Annotated in this window: 14 protein-coding genes; 9 read left to right on the top strand and 5 right to left on the bottom strand. The window is 43.4% G+C overall.

Going from position 1 to position 16,455, the window contains the following annotated elements:
• Positions 1 to 16: 16 nt before the first annotated feature.
• Together proQ and NL626_RS00125 are read right to left on the bottom strand one after the other, a co-directional pair.
• The gene (gene proQ, locus NL626_RS00130) at positions 17 to 643 is read right to left on the bottom strand and encodes an RNA chaperone ProQ (RefSeq protein WP_005377435.1); all 627 of its coding nucleotides are present in this window, start codon (positions 641 to 643) and stop codon (positions 17 to 19) included.
• A 97-nt stretch (positions 644 to 740) separates the two neighbouring features.
• Complete coding sequence (locus NL626_RS00125; RefSeq protein WP_005377433.1) at positions 741 to 1,214, bottom strand: GAF domain-containing protein; 474 nt, start codon at positions 1,212 to 1,214, stop codon at positions 741 to 743.
• Between the two features lie 92 nt (positions 1,215 to 1,306).
• Here NL626_RS00125 and NL626_RS00120 point away from each other — a divergent pair, with 92 nt between their 5' ends.
• From NL626_RS00120 to rsmF, 4 genes are all read left to right on the top strand, one after another.
• A complete protein-coding gene (locus tag NL626_RS00120; RefSeq protein ID WP_005377431.1) occupies positions 1,307 to 3,103 on the top strand; it encodes an ABC transporter ATP-binding protein in 1,797 nt (598 codons plus the stop codon).
• Positions 3,104 to 3,127: 24 nt separating this feature from the next.
• Entirely contained in the window at positions 3,128 to 4,378 is a 1,251-nt protein-coding gene (locus NL626_RS00115; protein WP_005377429.1) for a paraquat-inducible protein A, read from the top strand.
• Positions 4,371 to 7,019, top strand: a complete 2,649-nt coding sequence (locus tag NL626_RS00110; RefSeq protein ID WP_017634276.1) for an MlaD family protein — start codon at positions 4,371 to 4,373, stop codon at positions 7,017 to 7,019. The genes NL626_RS00115 and NL626_RS00110 overlap by 8 nt, the downstream gene beginning before the upstream one ends.
• A 150-nt stretch (positions 7,020 to 7,169) precedes the next feature.
• Positions 7,170 to 8,606 (top strand): 16S rRNA (cytosine(1407)-C(5))-methyltransferase RsmF, encoded by a 1,437-nt coding sequence (gene rsmF, locus NL626_RS00105; RefSeq protein ID WP_253656869.1) that lies wholly within the window; start codon positions 7,170 to 7,172, stop codon positions 8,604 to 8,606.
• Between the two features lie 283 nt (positions 8,607 to 8,889).
• Here rsmF and NL626_RS00100 read toward each other — a convergent pair whose 3' ends face one another.
• Entirely contained in the window at positions 8,890 to 9,723 is an 834-nt protein-coding gene (locus tag NL626_RS00100) for a S1 RNA-binding domain-containing protein (protein WP_158156490.1), read from the bottom strand.
• Between the two features lie 192 nt (positions 9,724 to 9,915).
• On the opposite strand from NL626_RS00100, the gene NL626_RS00095 reads away from it, so the two are divergent.
• Entirely contained in the window at positions 9,916 to 11,268 is a 1,353-nt protein-coding gene (locus tag NL626_RS00095) for a hypothetical protein (RefSeq protein ID WP_005377421.1), read from the top strand.
• A gap of 33 nt (positions 11,269 to 11,301) precedes the next feature.
• On the opposite strand, the gene NL626_RS00090 is transcribed toward NL626_RS00095, so the two are convergent.
• Positions 11,302 to 11,799, bottom strand: a complete 498-nt coding sequence (locus tag NL626_RS00090) for a DUF4442 domain-containing protein (RefSeq protein ID WP_005377418.1) — start codon at positions 11,797 to 11,799, stop codon at positions 11,302 to 11,304.
• A 372-nt stretch (positions 11,800 to 12,171) separates the two neighbouring features.
• Between NL626_RS00090 and NL626_RS00085 the strand changes: the two genes are divergently transcribed.
• Both NL626_RS00085 and NL626_RS00080 read left to right on the top strand, forming a co-directional pair.
• Entirely contained in the window at positions 12,172 to 13,230 is a 1,059-nt protein-coding gene (locus NL626_RS00085; protein ID WP_005390197.1) for a 3-deoxy-7-phosphoheptulonate synthase, read from the top strand.
• Positions 13,231 to 13,251: 21 nt separating this feature from the next.
• Positions 13,252 to 13,734, top strand: a complete 483-nt coding sequence (locus NL626_RS00080) for a YajQ family cyclic di-GMP-binding protein (protein ID WP_005377415.1) — start codon at positions 13,252 to 13,254, stop codon at positions 13,732 to 13,734.
• A 102-nt stretch (positions 13,735 to 13,836) separates the two neighbouring features.
• On the opposite strand, the gene NL626_RS00075 is transcribed toward NL626_RS00080, so the two are convergent.
• Positions 13,837 to 14,757 (bottom strand): bifunctional precorrin-2 dehydrogenase/sirohydrochlorin ferrochelatase, encoded by a 921-nt coding sequence (locus NL626_RS00075; protein WP_054574167.1) that lies wholly within the window; start codon positions 14,755 to 14,757, stop codon positions 13,837 to 13,839.
• A gap of 460 nt (positions 14,758 to 15,217) precedes the next feature.
• Here NL626_RS00075 and NL626_RS00070 point away from each other — a divergent pair, with 460 nt between their 5' ends.
• Both NL626_RS00070 and NL626_RS22920 read left to right on the top strand, forming a co-directional pair.
• A complete protein-coding gene (locus NL626_RS00070) occupies positions 15,218 to 16,246 on the top strand; it encodes an amino acid ABC transporter substrate-binding protein (protein WP_005377403.1) in 1,029 nt (342 codons plus the stop codon).
• Positions 16,247 to 16,319: 73 nt separating this feature from the next.
• Positions 16,320 to 16,445, top strand: a complete 126-nt coding sequence (locus NL626_RS22920; protein ID WP_256895753.1) for a hypothetical protein — start codon at positions 16,320 to 16,322, stop codon at positions 16,443 to 16,445.
• Positions 16,446 to 16,455: the final 10 nt, after the last annotated feature.

The raw sequence follows: 16,455 nt of genomic DNA, 5'->3' as shown, positions 1-16,455 counted from the left end.
CGTAGGAGTATCTCCTTTATGCGCGCAAGTGCTCCGCTTTCACAACCATTTGTAGGCCGTTAGCAAGTTGAACACGTACATCATCCTTATTGATTTCAACAATGGTCGCTGCCATGTTTCCTTTGCCCATGTTCACGTTAACTGCGTTACCTACTGTGATTTCATCAGCATTTAGAGCGCGCGTTTCTACAGGCTTAGTTGGTTTTTGTACTTTTGGTTTATTAGTACGACGAGGCTGTTGAGGCTTTTTAGCCGCAGGTTTCGCTTTCGCCTTACCCTCTTCACGAGCTTTTTGTGCTTGTTCTTTACGACGAGCCTGAACTTTCGCCTTGCTTTCTGCAAGTGTCGCTTTCGCGTGTTCAACGTGCTCTTCTTCTAGCTCACCACAAGGGTTGCCATCTAGGTCTACACGTACTGCACCTGGTTTTACACCGTGTAGGTAACGCCATGATGAAGTGTACTGTCTTAACGCTGCACGAAGCTGTGTTTTGCTTACTTTTTCGTCTTCATTTAGACGTTCCGCAAGATCTTGAAAAATACCAATTTTCAGAGGTTTTGCTTCACCTTCTAAAGTAAAGCACTTAGGAAAACATTCAGCAATATATGCAATAACTTCTTTGCTGTTTTTTAACTTTTCAGTCATGAGGGGTCCTGATTTGAGCGGATTTCCGCGAGCATTAAGAAAAAATATTCTCGTATTATAGTGACATGCCAAGGAAAAACCACACTCGAAGGCTAATTTATGCGTCGTTCGCGTGTGAATTAAGCAGCTTTTCTACTTCAACCATGAAATGAGTGAGACCTTCTTCGTCTGTTTCATTAAATCGGCCAATACTTGGACTATCAATATCAAGTACACCAACCACCTTTCCATTAATAGAAAATGGAATCACAATTTCTGAATTGCTCGCTGCATCGCACGCAATATGCCCCTCAAATTCGTGAACGTCGTATACTCTTTGTATAGTATTAGTTTGTGCAGCAGTACCGCAGACGCCTCGACCCATTGGGATACGAACACAAGCTGGTTTTCCTTGGAACGGACCAAGAACAAGCTCTTCACCTTTTGTTAGGTAAAAGCCTGCCCAGTTAAGATCGTCAAGTTCCATGAAAAGCAATGAGCTCAAGTTTGCTAGGTTCGCAATAAAGTCTGGTTCAGACTCAATTAGAGCAACAGCTTGTTTGGTTAGTCTTTGGTATTGTTCTAAGTTCATATTAACTTCCTACTTACTATAAAAGCTTCCATTCTCAATGTATGGCGCTAAAATGCAGCCCTACTTTATAATAGGACTTATTCTCAATTACAATGCTTCTGAAAAATGACACTATTAGCCGTTCTTGGTTGATAACACAAGTAAAAAAGCACAAGTCCAAGCTGATCATAGCGAACTTGATAGCGGTGCTTGCAACCTTGATTAGTGTTCCAATTCCCCTCCTCATGCCTTTGATGGTTGATGAGGTCTTATTGGACCAACCTGCAAAAGGCTTAGATGCCATGAATGCCATTCTCCCTGAAGCGTGGCACACTCCGACAGGCTATATTTTCTTTACCCTGTTCTTGGTTGTTCTTATGCGAGCTGCGAGCCAAGGATTAAATATCCTTCAAAGCCGACAATTTACGCTTGTTTCAAAAACCATCACGTTTGAGATGCGCAGTAAAATGATCGACAAACTCGGCCGTATCAGCATCCGACAATACGAGACCAAAGGTAGCGGAGGAATCAACGCACACCTTATCACTGACATTGAGACCATTGATAAATTTATTGGTTCTACGTTAGCAAAATTCGTTATCAGTTTTCTGACTGTTATTGGTACTGCTATCGTTCTACTTTGGCTCGATTGGCGACTTGGTCTGTTTATCCTGTTAGTTAACCCTATTGTCATTTACTTCTCACGTAAACTAGGCAGTATGGTTAAACATCTGAAACGGAAGGAAAATCATTCTTTTGAAATTTTCCAAAACCGTTTAGTTGAAACATTAGATGGAATCTACCAACTACGCGCGGCCAATAAAGAGCGAGAATTTCTCCAGCAACTCAAAGACAGTGCGAACCAAGTTCGCGTTGATGCAGACAAGTATGCTTGGCAATCTGAAGCGGCTGGTCGCGTTTCTTTCCTTCTCTTTTTGATCGGCTTTGAATTATTCAGAGCTGTCGCAATGTTAATGGTCATGTTCAGTGACCTTACTATTGGTCAAATATTTGCCGTTTTTGGTTACCTATGGTTCATGCTGTCTCCTGTTCAAGAGTTGCTTGGGATTCAGTTTTCTTGGTACAGCGCTAAAGCCGCATTAAAACGCATCAACGACTTATTAGAGTTAGAAGAAGAGCAGAGACCGGTTCCTAAGGTAAATCCTTTCAAAGAAGGTAGAGAAGTTGATGTTAAAGTAGAAAACATTAATTTCTCTTACAATAATGAAAACAAAGTCCTAGATAATCTTTCTTTACATATGCCGGCAGGAAAGAAAGTGGCGTTGGTTGGTGCAAGCGGCGGTGGTAAGTCGACCTTGATACAATTACTTATTGGGGTTTACCGTCAAAACTCCGGTAGCATTCGCTTTAATGATGAATTAACAGAAGATATTGGCTTTGAAGTAATTCGCGACAAAATTGCCGTGGTATTACAGCAACCTATACTATTTAACGACACCTTGAGGCATAATCTAACGCTTGGTGGTAATTTTGACGAAATGTCACTTTGGCGTGCGCTTGAAGTGGCTCAGCTGCATGATGTAATTTCTCAACTTAACCACGGCTTGGATACTCAAGTTGGTCGTAATGGCATTCGTTTGTCAGGAGGTCAACGACAACGGCTTGCCATTGCTAGAATGGTGCTGAGTAATCCTCAATTTGTTATTTTAGACGAAGCCACGTCTGCGCTAGATACCGCTACTGAAGCGGCTTTACACAAAGCACTGACCGAGTTCTTACGTGGTAGAACAACATTAATCGTTGCGCACCGACTATCCGCTGTTAAACAAGCCGATTTGATCTACGTGCTTGAAGATGGGAAAGTGACGCAAACAGGTACTCATGGTGAGTTAGTTGAGCAAGAAGGCTTATATCAAACCTTATATGGGGGCATACAGTCCCACGCTTAAATCGTTCAAGCTAGAGAGGTCGTTATGACCTCTCTGTCTAAGCACGCCATGCAACCCAATAACGTACGTCTGTGCCAAGGTTGTGAATTGCCTGTCGACATCGTCGACTTACCCCATGGCAAAAATGCACACTGCCCTCGTTGTGGTACACAATTATATCGCGGAGGTAGCCCTAGCCTCTCTGGTAATCTAGCCGTCGCGATAACCTGCATCCTACTATTTATTCCATCGCACTTTTTTAACTTTATTAGCATCCGACTCTTTGGTGTGATGATTCCGGCAACCCTACCTTCAGGGATGATCACATTGATGGAAGAAGGATTTGTTCTTCTTTCATTGCTCATTCTATTTTGTAGCTCTCTTGCGCCACTGACGGTTTGTGTTTCAGTGGTAACGGCGCATATTTCTTTACATCAACGATGGTTCCGTGGGCTTCGTATCTCACTGTGGCTAATTCAACATTTGAAGCATTGGGTTATGTTAGATGTGTTCTTAGTTAGCATCGCCATTTCCTGTTTTAAACTCCAAGATTATTCCGACATTTTCGTCGGTCCAGGGTTAATTGGTCTGGTTCTTTTGCAGATATTTACCGTTTTGTTAGTTTCAAGAATCAGCGTGCGTCGTTATTGGGAAGCTTGGAAACCAGAAAGTTTATATGCTTTTGAGCATAAAGATGTGCATTGCCATGAATGCCACTTGTCCCAGCCTGAGGGTGACCATTGCCAGCGTTGTCATCACGAGTTATATCATCGCAAGCCAAACTCCATTCAGAAAACATGGGCTTACCTCATCGCAGCAACGGTCGCCATCTTCCCCGCTAACCTGATCCCTATTTCCATCTTGCTTACCAATGGTAAGCGTTTGGAGGACACTATTTTTTCAGGCGTGGCTGGTTTGGTAAAAAGCGGCATGTATGGAATCGCTGCGATCATTTTTGTTGCCAGTATCGTTGTACCGGTGATTAAAATACTTGGGCTCGCCTACATCATGCTTTGCATCCAATTCAAACGTTCGGTGTTTAAGAGACAACGAATGATGGTTTACTTTGTTGTTAAATGGATCGGTAAATGGTCTGTGATGGATTTGTTTGTTATTTCTATCATGATGACGTTAGTCGATCGTGGTCAGATACTGGATTTCACACCAGGATATGGCGCGGTAGCATTTGGTGTTGTCGTTGTATTGACCATGCTTGCAGCAGAAAGTATTGATCCAAGGCTAATCTGGGACCAAACAAGCCCAAAACAATCAGAAAAAGAGTCAATGAATGAGTGATCAGAACAGTTCTCAAACGTCATACGTACCAGATGTAAAGCGGAGTAAAGGCATATCTCCTCTTTGGCTGTTGCCAATTTTGACCATGGTCTTAGCTGGCTGGCTTGTGGTGAAGTCGATACACGATGCAGGACAACGAGTGCAAATCTATTTTTCTGATGCCGCTGGTCTTGTCGCCGGCCGAACCACTATCCGTTACCAAGGATTAGAAGTCGGCATGGTAAGAGACATTAACCTCACCGAAGATCTCGGCAGTATTTATGTCGATGCTGATATCTATCCTGAAGCTGCAAAGTTACTGAACGATAAAACACGCTTTTGGTTAGTAAAACCAACAGCTAGCCTAACGGGAGTTTCCGGACTGGATGCGCTCGTCTCAGGTAACTACATCTCGATTCAACCCGGAGATGGTCAAGAGTTTGAGACAACATTCCATGCGTTAGACTCTGCCCCAACAGATTTACGCGTTTCTCAAGGTTTGAATATTAAGCTCAAAAGCCGTGATTTAGGTGGTGTATCGGTTGGCTCTCAAATTGTTTATAAGAAAATCCCAATCGGTGAAGTGTACAGTTACCAGCTAGATGAAGATGCAAAATCTATCACTATTCAAGCCAACATTCAGGATCAATACCGACATATCATTAACAACCGCAGTCGATTCTGGAACGTCAGTGGAATTGGTGCCAGCATCGGTTTTGAAGGTGTCGATGTAAGACTAGAAAGCATGAGTGCCTTACTAGGTGGCGCCATCGCCGTCGACTCTCCGGATGATGGTGAGCCTGTAGAAGAGAACACCGAGTTCCGTTTGTATAAAGATTTGAAAACTGCTGGTCGAGGCATCGCGGTTAAAATCGTCCTACCTGATGACAGCAAGATCAGCGGAGAAGGCGCTCCAATTATGTATCGCGGAATCGAAATTGGCCAAGTTACGGACTTGAGCCTTTCCGAAGGCCGAGAAGTGATATTGGCGTCAGCGGCAATTCAACCCGCTTTTAGTGACATGCTGACGACAGGTACTCGATTTGTTTTAGAAGAAGCAAAAGTGTCCCTTTCTGGTGTTGAAAACATTGCTAATTTAGTGCGAGGAAACTTCTTAACGATCGTGCCGGGCGCGGGTGAACGCTCTCGCCGCTTTACTGCCATTCGTAAAAACGTGTTTAACCAACAGCAAGAAAAGTCCATCGCGATTCGTTTGGTATCCGACAATTCGTTTGGCCTAGATAGCGGTGCCAATGTACTTTATAAAGGCATCGTTGTTGGTTCAATCATCAAAGTGGGCCTAGTTAAGGAAGATAAAAAATCACAACACGAAGTATTTATGGATGTATTGATTGACCATGAATACAAACATCTGATCAAATCAAACAATCGTTTTTATGTAACCGGCAGTGCATCAGCAGAGTTAACTGAATCGGGGCTCAGCGTTACCGTTCCTCCAGCAAAGCAGTTGTTAACTGGGTCAATTAGTTTTGTGAGCGAAGGCAAGCAGGATATTCAAAAAGAGTATCAACTGTTCCAAAATGAATCATTGGCTGAATTGGCGCAGTACAATCAAAGTGGCTCTAGGGCGCTAACACTATTTGCTTCTGAATTGCCGCCGATTTCCAAAGGCAGTCCTCTACTCTATCGTAATCTTCCAGTTGGTAACGTCTCCGATTTCCAACTAGTTGATGGCGGAGTACTAATTAAGGCTACTATCGAAAACCGCTTCGCTTATCTTGTAACGCCACAAACCGTTTTTTGGAATCGTTCAGGGATTGAGATAGATGCATCATTAGCTGGCGTCAGTGTGAAAGCACACCCTTTGAAGTCGTTAATCGAAGGTGGCATCGCTTTTGACTCCGTGCCAGGCGTTGAAAACAAAATCGGAGAAAACTGGAAGCTGTATTCTGATCAAAAAACCGCTCGCAAGTTTGGGCGCGTCATTGCTTTAGAAACCGACGGTTCGCAAGAGATTGCTAAAGGAATGCCGATTGAATATCAAGGTGTTAAAGTTGGTGAAATCACTCTGGTTGTACCGAATTTTCGTCGTAACATGGTTGAAGTCACTGCAAGGATCCTACCTGAATACGTAGAAAACATTGCGGTTGAAGGCTCACATTTTTGGCTAACTGAACCAGAAATTGGTTTAGGTGGCGTTAAAAACCTCGGGGCGTTGGTGTCGAAATCCATCAGTGTTGAACCAGGTAAAGGTAAAGCTAAATTTGATTTTCAATTAGAAAATAGTTCAGAACGCGTGCATGGAATCATGTTTACGTTACAAAGTGAACAAAGAGGCTCAGTACAAGTCGGTACCCCTATTCTTTACCGCCAGATGGAAGTTGGCCAAGTGACCGACGTAAGCCTAGGAGAATTTGCTGATCGCATCGTCACGACTATCAAAATACAGCCTGAATACGCTTACCTCGTTCGTCAAAACAGTGTGTTCTGGAATGTTTCAGGAGTAGATGTTTCCATCGGGCTTACCGGCGCTAACATCAAAGCGGGAACCTTTGATAGTTTAGTTCGCGGAGGAATTGCGTTTTCAACGCCAGAGCAATCGACTATTCCACCAGCGGCAAAGAGTGGGCAATCTTTCTTTTTGTATCCACAAGCTGAAGAAGGTTGGACTCAATGGCGTACAGCGATTCCTAAGCCGTAGAATAAAGCTCAATTCACGTACAATTGAAGTTTGAGTACCTTAAAAGAGCAGCAATCGCTGCTCTTTTTTATTGCTCGGCCCTTGTCACTATTCGTTTCTGCTTCGCTTTCGTATATTATTTGCCACAAATTCTGCAAACGAGATCCCACATTGCATCCTAATGTTTACATCCCAGACGCGTTTCTGGAAAAAATCCAAACGATCCTTCCTGCTCACCTCAACATGGAAGACTTTATCGCGTCTTGCCAAAAGCCACTGCGCAAAAGTATTCGAGTTAATACGTTGAAGATCACTGTTGAAGCGTTTCTAGAACGAGCAGAAACAAAAGGCTGGAAGCTTTCTCCCGTGCCTTGGTGCGACACAGGTTTTTGGATTGAAGCGGATGAGTCAGTTGTACCATTAGGCAACACAGCAGAACACATGTCTGGCTTATTCTACATTCAAGAAGCCAGTTCGATGATGCCGGTATCTGCTCTGTTTATGAATGATGAATCTTACGATGCCGTGTTAGATACCGCAGCCGCTCCAGGCTCAAAAACCACTCAAATTGCAGCTTTAACGAACAACGAAGGTGTACTTGTGGCCAATGAATACGCCGCAAGTCGTGTAAAAGTACTGCACGCTAATGTGGAACGTTGTGGGGTACGTAACGCCGCACTAAGTAACTTCGATGGACGCGTTTTTGGCGGTTGGCTACCAGAACAATTTGATGCGGTTTTGCTCGACGCGCCTTGCTCTGGAGAAGGCACCGTTCGCAAAGACGAAGATGCGATGAAAAACTGGACGCAAGCTTCCGTACTCGACATCGCTGACACGCAGAAAGATCTTATTGAAAGCGCCTTCCATGCATTAAAGCCCGGTGGAGTGATGGTTTACTCAACATGTACGCTCAGTACAGAAGAAAACCAACAAGTTTGTCATCACTTGAAAGAAACCTTTGGGGATGCTGTAGAGTTTGAAAGCCTTGAGAACTTGTTTGAAAACGCAGAGGCAGCTCTAACTGAAGAAGGCTTTTTGCATATTTTCCCACAGGTCTACGACTGTGAAGGGTTCTTTGTTGCAAGAATTCGCAAACTGGCTGCTGTTGAGGCGCCAGAAGTCAAAAAGCGCATGGGTAAATTCCCCTTTGCCAAAACATCAAAAAAAGAATCGACAGAAATTGCTCAACAACTCCAAAGCGCGTTAGGTATTAAACTTCCAAATGACGGTTCTGTATGGCTTCGCGATAAAGATGTCTGGCTGTTCCCTAATGCTTTAGAACCGATGATCGGCGAATTACGCTTCTCCCGTATGGGTATAAAGATCGCGGAAGCCCATAAAAATGGCTACCGTTGGCAACACCAAGTCGCGACTGCCCTGGCGACAGGTTCTGAAAGCAACGCCATTGAACTCAGTATTGAAGAAGCGCGCGAATGGTACATGGGGCGTGATGTTCGCCCACAAACCATTCCTGAGGGAATGAAAACAGGTAAAGGCGAAGTACTTGTCACCTATCAAGGCGCAGTTATTGGCCTTGGCAAGTGGGTAAGCAACCGAATAAAGAATGGTCTTCCTCGCGAATTAGTACGAGATAAGAACTTATTTTAAAAGACGTAACGAACCATAAATAAATGAAAAGCCATCGTATTTGCGATGGCTTTTTAATTCGTAAGTATGAAAGCAAGTGGGCTCGCTAGCGATCCGGACACGCTGTACTAAACTAGTTGTATCAAAGTAATGCTTTGATGTGGCATTTCTCTCTATGTTCACCAACAAAATTATTGTTGGACAAGTTTAGCGCAGGCTCTGCGGAGCCGTTTCCCCTAGGCCCAAAAAAAGGAAAAGTTTGGGCCGTTTTTTTGGCTGTAGATCCGCTATACGTGAGTTAGGGCTAAGCTAGACGAATACCGTCTTTCTCAATGACAATTTTACCCTGCTTGTATAAGCCACCGATGGTCTTTTTATAAGTCCCTTTACTTGTGCGGAAAGCATCAAAAATCGCTTCAGGAGACGACTTGTCATTCAAAGGCAAAAATCCGCCTTTCTTCTCTAGCAGGTCAAGGATCTTACTAGAAAGATCGTCCATTTTCGCCACACCGACTTTTTGTAGAGCAAGGTCGATTTTACCATCTTCACGAATGTGCTTAATAAAGCCTTTCAGCTTTTTACCGATGTAAAGCTTACCAAAAACATCCGATGGGAAAATCATGCCCCAATGCTTACCGTTAACGATAGCTTTATAACCAAGTTGACTACGCTCTGCGATGATCAAATCAACTTGTTCGTTAACTTCATAATTCGCTGGAGTTTTATCTAACCATTTATTGAACTTAGTCGTACCAACAATGCGACCTGACGCTTTGTCGGTATAAACATACACTAAAATGGTTTGTCCGGCAGAGAAGCGAGTGCGTTGCTCACTAAAAGGAATCAGTAAGTCCTTTTCTTTGATGCCCCAACTTACAAAAGCACCTGTCGCATTCACACCCTCAATCTTCATTAAACCCCATTCACCCACTTGGGCAATTGGTCTTTCAATGGTCGCAGCAAGTTGGCTTTCTGAATCGAAGTACAGAAATACGTCTACATGCTCACCAATTTCAGTACCCTCTGGTACATACTTACTAGGTAGTAGAACAGAACCGTAATCATCGCCATCCAGAAATACGCCAAAATCAGCCTTTTTAATGACTTCTAAGCTGTTAATTTGACCAATTTTAATCATTGATTTTGTCTCTTTTTAAATTTACGTGGAATTATACCTAAACTAACAAGAAAATCAGAGAGAAAAGCATAGTGCTCTGTTATGCTGTTGTCGTTCAGCTATATGCCCCAGTCACTCTTTTAGCACTCTTATACTTACCTGCTCAACGGAACGCATAAGTTAAGAATGCTTTAGCAAAGTCAGGAGCTTTCTTTGGTCACCGTCGATAAACAAGACTCAATAACATTAAAAATCAGTCATGCACTCGCAAAGAGCAAAAGTGTCGACCTAGATATTTACTTTTTTATACCTGGTGAGCTTGGTTTAAACGCCGATATCATCAGTGAATCCGAATTTTATTACACCTCAATCACACAGCAACGATCTTATTACAGTACTGAAATCCTTCTTCCGCTAGTACACAGTCGACTTGCCAAACGTGGACGCCTGTCGAATCAGCAATACCGAGTAAGTTTGAGTTTGTTCGCTTACCAATACGTTATCGCGCTAGACAAAGCGGTAGCAAGTTTAAACAAGCATGAGAACAACTCCGTAACGGAAGATGAAGTGGACGAAGTTATCGAGCTCACGCTTGAGATCTTAAAGCGCTTGCGGCGTTCTATTCCTTATGAAGAGAACTTAAAACGCTACTACGTTAACATCGATAACTATCTGTCTTGGTATACCGAGCAAAAGTTCCTGTCACTGGTGGCCCATCTACCACGTGAAGGCGACTATGGCACGATCAAAAAGCGTCTGATCACGCTATGTGAGAAAGAGCAAGCCCATCGTAAACTCAACAAATACAACTCATCAAGAGTCGTTGAAGACGTTACTCGCCTATCTAACAAAATGCGCTTGCTAAGGCGATTGATTGAACACCCTATCGTGCTTCGTGAAGAAACCATATCGATGGGTAACAACATTAAGCGCGCTATCAAAGGTATTGCAACCGGTTTAGTGATGGTTGTCGTGACCTCGACCGTGATTCTCGCTCGCGATTATCTGGGGGAAATTTCTGCCTCATTCATTATCGCGATGTCTTTTATTTACGCTTTACGAGAAATCTTTAAAGATGATTTACGCGATGCCATGTGGCGATGGATCCGTAAAGGTAAACCAAAATGGCGTAAGAAGTACGTTGATCCAACGACGAAAAAAGTGGTTGGCAAAAAATTGGAGTGGCTCGATTATCGTACCTTAAGTAGCTTGCCGGATAAGATTCAAAGAATACGTAAAAAACGCGTCGTTCAACGTGAAGAGCAGATTCTTCATTATCACGAGAAAACCGAAATGGCGACCTCTCTTTTCTTGAGTGGTTACGAACAAACGAGAGAAACATTGAACATCAGTTTGCGCCCTATCATCCGCTTGATGGATAAAAGCTCAAACCGAGTTTACCGTTTAAATGAAGGTCAAGTAACCAAAGAGTCAGTAGAGAAACGTCATTTGCTCAATGTGATTGTCAAAGAGGACAACCACACCGATGAGCCTGTTTATTACCGCTGGAAAGTGGTCTTAAATCGCTCCAAAATCGTCTCTATCGAGAAGATTGAACTCAATTAAGCCAACGCCTTTAAACAAACGAGCCACAAACCACTAGGCAGCCTCTTTTCTTTGTTGGGCTGCTTTTTTTATCGAAAGAGTAAGCGAAAATTCAGCCATTGGCTCGTCACCATGTAAGTTAGGACACAGCGCGACAATTTTTACGTCACGATTTACTCGTTCACCCGTTGCCAAGGTGTGCTCGAGCATCTCATCAATGACATGACCATCGTTACAAACAAAGTGCACATCGGCTTCCGGGCGCTTTAAAAACTCGGCTTTCACACCTTTAAATGCTAGCGAGATCGCTTCTCCCTTTTCTTGCGCTTTACTCATAGCAAGAAAACCACCAGCAACATCAGCGCCAACGGCTAAAGCGCCGAAATACATGCTATTCAGGTGGTTCTTCGTTCTTCTGCGCAATGGGATACGAACCTCAACATGCTTGCTATCTATCGCAATGATTTTAGGGTGGCAAAGCCAAATCAGCGGCACTTTCGAAAAGCCAAACAGATTTAGATACAAATTCGCACGACGTAGAGCTGATAACATTTTGGTCTCCTTACCAATCTAGTCAGACCAGTTAATCAACGAAAGAAATAGATGTCAAAGAAATGTTAACAAAAGCTCGATCTCACTAGTTATTTAACCCTCATAAAGTGACGGCGTCACCCGTAAGGTATGAAGTTTATCGCAGTTACTTAGATTACCTTACAGCGAGATAGATAAAATGGTTATAAATTCAAATGTATATATATTGATTTAATGATCAAGTTTTGTCATTTATACATAAGTCATTTAAATGAATACCTACACCTTTGTATACAATTCGGTATTTCCTGGCGAAGATTCCCGTGAAACGGTTTATTCCTGCCTGTAATTCCGTTATCTTTACCCCTTCGCAATAGAGAATAAAGCTATAACATGCCTATAAAAACAGATGAATTGAGAACCCAGCCTTTGGGTCCAATGCCTACCCCAGCAGAGCTAGGTAGTGTACATCCTATTACGGATGACGTTGCAGACCGTATCGCTCAATCTCGTCGTCAGATTGAAAACATTTTATCGGGTGAAGACGATCGCCTTCTTGCGATTGTAGGTCCGTGTTCTGTTCACGACACTGAAGCTGCCATTGATTACGCCACTCGCCTGAGTGAAATCCAAGACAAGTACAAAGACGAACTGTTTATCGTGATGCGTACTTACTTTGAAAAGCCTCGTACAGTAGTTGGTTGGAAAGGTTTGATTACGGACCCTAACCTAGATGGTTCTTACGCACTTGAAGCTGGTCTTCATAAAGCTCGTAAACTACTACTGGATATCAACAAGCTTGGTCTTGCGACTGCTACTGAGTTTCTTGATATGATCACTGGCCAATACATCGCGGATTTGATCACTTGGGGCGCGATTGGTGCTCGCACAACGGAATCACAAATTCACCGTGAAATGGCGTCGGCACTATCTTGCCCAGTTGGTTTCAAAAATGGCACAAATGGCAACGTAAAAATTGCAATTGATGCAATTCGCGCATCGAAAGCATCGCATTACTTCTACTCGCCAGATAAGAACGGTCGAATGACGGTTTACCGCACAAGTGGCAACCCTTACGGTCATATTATTCTGCGCGGTGGAGAAAAAGGCCCTAACTTTGATGAAGCATCAGTCAAACAAGCATGTGATGCTTTAGCTGAGTTTGGATTGCCACAACGTTTGGTTGTGGATTTCAGCCATGCAAACTGTCAGAAGCAACACAGAAAACAAATCGACGTAGCTCAAGACATTTGTAACCAAATTAAGTCAGGCAGCACTCGTATTGCGGGTATCATGGCTGAAAGCTTTATTCTTGAAGGCAATCAGCCAATGACTGACATCAATAACCTAACGTATGGTCAGTCTATTACAGATCCATGCCTAGGTTGGGAAGACACTGCTACAATGCTAGATATGCTGGCAAGCGCTGTTAAGTCCCGAAAGTCCCTATAACAAAATAATCAAGGAATCTTCATGCCATCGTTTGATATTGTTTCTGAAATCGATACGGTTGAACTACGTAACGCCGTTGATAATGCTAACCGTGAATTGTCTACTCGTTTCGATTTCCGCAACGTAAATGCGAGCTTTGAGCTAGTAGAAGAAAACGTAAAAATGTCTGCGGAAGGTGACTTCCAACTTAAGCAAATGCGCGACATTTTACGCGGCCACTTAGCGAAGCGTAACATTGACGCGAACGCAATGGATGCACAAGACCCAGACGTTACTGGTAAAAACTGGCACCAAACTCTGCTTTTCCGCCAAGGTATTGATACTCCAACGGCGAAAAAAGTAGTGAAACTTATCAAAGACGCAAAGTTAAAAGTACAAGCTTCTATTCAAGGCGACAAAGTACGTGTTACCGGTAAGAAACGCGACGACCTGCAAGCGACAATGGCAGCGATTCGTGAAGCAGAGATGGGTATCCCATTCCAGTTTAACAACTTCCGTGATTAATCAATCTGAGAAGTAAATAAAAAACGCCAGCGCATAATCCGCTGGCGTTTTTTATTGGCTTTAGTGTAACGAACTACGTATCCACTTTAGCATTTGGCATTGCTAGATAACTAAGTCCTGCCCTTGCAGCAATACGAATTCGCTCGTTCCTTGTGGTATGAACACGCAAATTCGAAGCTTTTCAGCTTTAGCCTTGGCCAGCATATCCGAAAGCTCAGCTGCGCTCGAGAAATCTTCTCTTTCTGCATCTCTTCGTATTAGTTCTAACACATTCGCTTCACATCGAGTTGAGTACAGAGCCAGCTCCGCTTGTTGCATATAGCGTACGGCTTTTATTGGCAACATCTCAACATCTTTCCCAACATGAACCCAAGTACAACTTCCCTTTTCATCTAAAGGTGTTGCCATGGTCGCTTGGTAAATTGCTTCTAACTCACGATTATCTCGCGCGTTTTCCACCTCTGGATTCGAGAAGAATTGCTCCCAAAACTTGCGGCGTAAATCGACACTAGGCAGCGCCTCTTTAATTGAGTTTCGCTTTGAGTTAGCAAAATCCGCCATCAACCCCATGTTTTGTGGCAGTATCGATTCAAGTTTTTCACGGATGTTTCGAATTAAAACTGGCGAAGCTCCACCACTAGAGATAGCGATTTGGATGCGGCCACGATTAATCATAGACGGCGTGATGAAATCACAATAAGGCTTATCATCCACAACGTTAACCAAGATGCCTAGCTCTTTGGCATCTTTGTACACTTGGTGATTTAGCTCAGGATTGTCTGTCGTCGCCCACACTTGAACAAAGCTTTTAGTGACAATGTCACTCGAATAGAAACGTTGTACCCAGCGCAGTTGATGCTCAGAAGCAAGCTTAGACAGAAAATCAACCAACGTCGGAGAAACGATAGTCACATCCGCCCCAGCCTTTAGCAACGCTTCCACCTTTCGGCTTGCCACCTCACCGCCACCCACGACGAGAACGGGTTTATCAATTAAATCTAAGAACAGAGGAAAATATCGCATTTCAATCCATGATTACTCTAATTAGCTGTTGTAGACCATGCTACCAAAAATGGGGCAAGCTCATCACCCTGTTTCGGTATCACAAATAATTTTTGTTTGAATTTTTACTGAACTTCACCTTGCTCAGCTAATGACAGTTTTAATAACAACTTTTTATTCTTTTGTATTGTTCACTCTTCTATTGATTGTTCTGATGCACCAAATTGTCCATGAATTGCACTATTTACAAACAATTAACATTTCGTCATTCTAAATCTCAAGGCACTTTGTAAGTTCTCTCAAAACTTCATTTAAATTATATATTTGAGAATTAACAGATCCTTTCCTACGCTTATAACTGGTTGATCTATCGAATGCCGTTTCTTCGAAAATCAATCACGTAGGACGATAACTCTAACGAATTGGACACGTTATTTCAGGTCACTCCTGATTAAACATGGATCATACAGGAAGGATACAAATGGCAAATAAACTCACAGTTCTTGCTTCCGTCGTAGCGGCTTCTACTGCGATGATGGCAACATCAGCTCAAGCAGCAGACACTACTCTGGACAAAGTCACAAAACAAGGCTTTCTTACTTGTGGCGTAAGTACCGGTCTACCTGGTTTCTCTAACCCTAACTCAAAAGGCGAATGGGAAGGTATCGACGTAGAATATTGCCAAGCACTGGCTGCAGCCGTTCTTGGGGATAAAACGAAAGTTAAATATGTACCCCTAACCGCAAAAGAACGTTTCACTGCGCTTCAATCTGGTGAGATTGATGTGCTTTCCCGTAACACGACCTGGACTCTCCACCGTGACACTGCACTGGGCCTAAACTTCGTAGGTGTGAACTACTACGACGGTCAAGGTTTTATGGTGAAGAAGGAACTTGGTATCTCAAGTGCTAAAGAGCTTGATGGTGCGTCGGTATGTGTTCAATCAGGTACAACAACCGAGCTAAACCTTGCAGATTATTTCCGCAACCAAGGCATGGCGTACAAACCAGTGGTATTCGACACAGCTGCGCAAACTTCGAAAGGTTTTGATGCAGGACGCTGTGACGTATTAACAACTGACCAATCTGGCCTTTATGCACTGCGTTTGAATTTGAAAGATCCGTCCTCTGCGGCCGTTCTTCCAGAAATCATCTCTAAAGAGCCACTAGGTCCAGTCGTTCGTCAAGGCGATGATCAATGGTTTAACATCGCTAAGTGGACATTGTCTGCGATGATTAACGCTGAAGAATACGGTATTAGTTCGAAGAATGCGGATGAAATGCTGAAGTCAACAGATCCAAACATCAAGCGTATCCTCGGTGTTGATGGCCCTAAAGGCAAAGGGTTGGGTATCCGCGACGATTGGGGCTACCAGGTTATCAAACAAGTTGGTAACTATGGTGAAAGCTTCGAACGTACAGTCGGTACTGGTTCGCCGTTAGAAATCTCTCGTGGCGTTAATGCGCTATGGAATGCAGGCGGCTTTATGTACGCGCCACCAATCCGATAGAAAGAGTTAATCAGGGCGGTTCATGCCGCCCTTTTTCTTGATTATATCTCACTGTATGAGTAAGGATCGCTCATTGGATGGCGAAAAGCGCTCGCTTGGTGGAACGGCTTTAAAGGTTCGTAAGCCACTAGACATGAGAGAGTTATTCTTTAGCCAGCAAGGACGAAACTTCGTTATACAGGCCGATATCTATAACTAAGGTTTGAGGT

The sequence above is a fragment of the Vibrio sp. Y58_MX_L22 genome, from assembly GCF_024181865.1.
Taxonomy (GTDB): domain Bacteria; phylum Pseudomonadota; class Gammaproteobacteria; order Enterobacterales; family Vibrionaceae; genus Vibrio; species Vibrio alginolyticus.
Note: the sequence above shows the minus strand (reverse complement) of the source record. Positions and strands in the feature narration are given on the sequence as shown.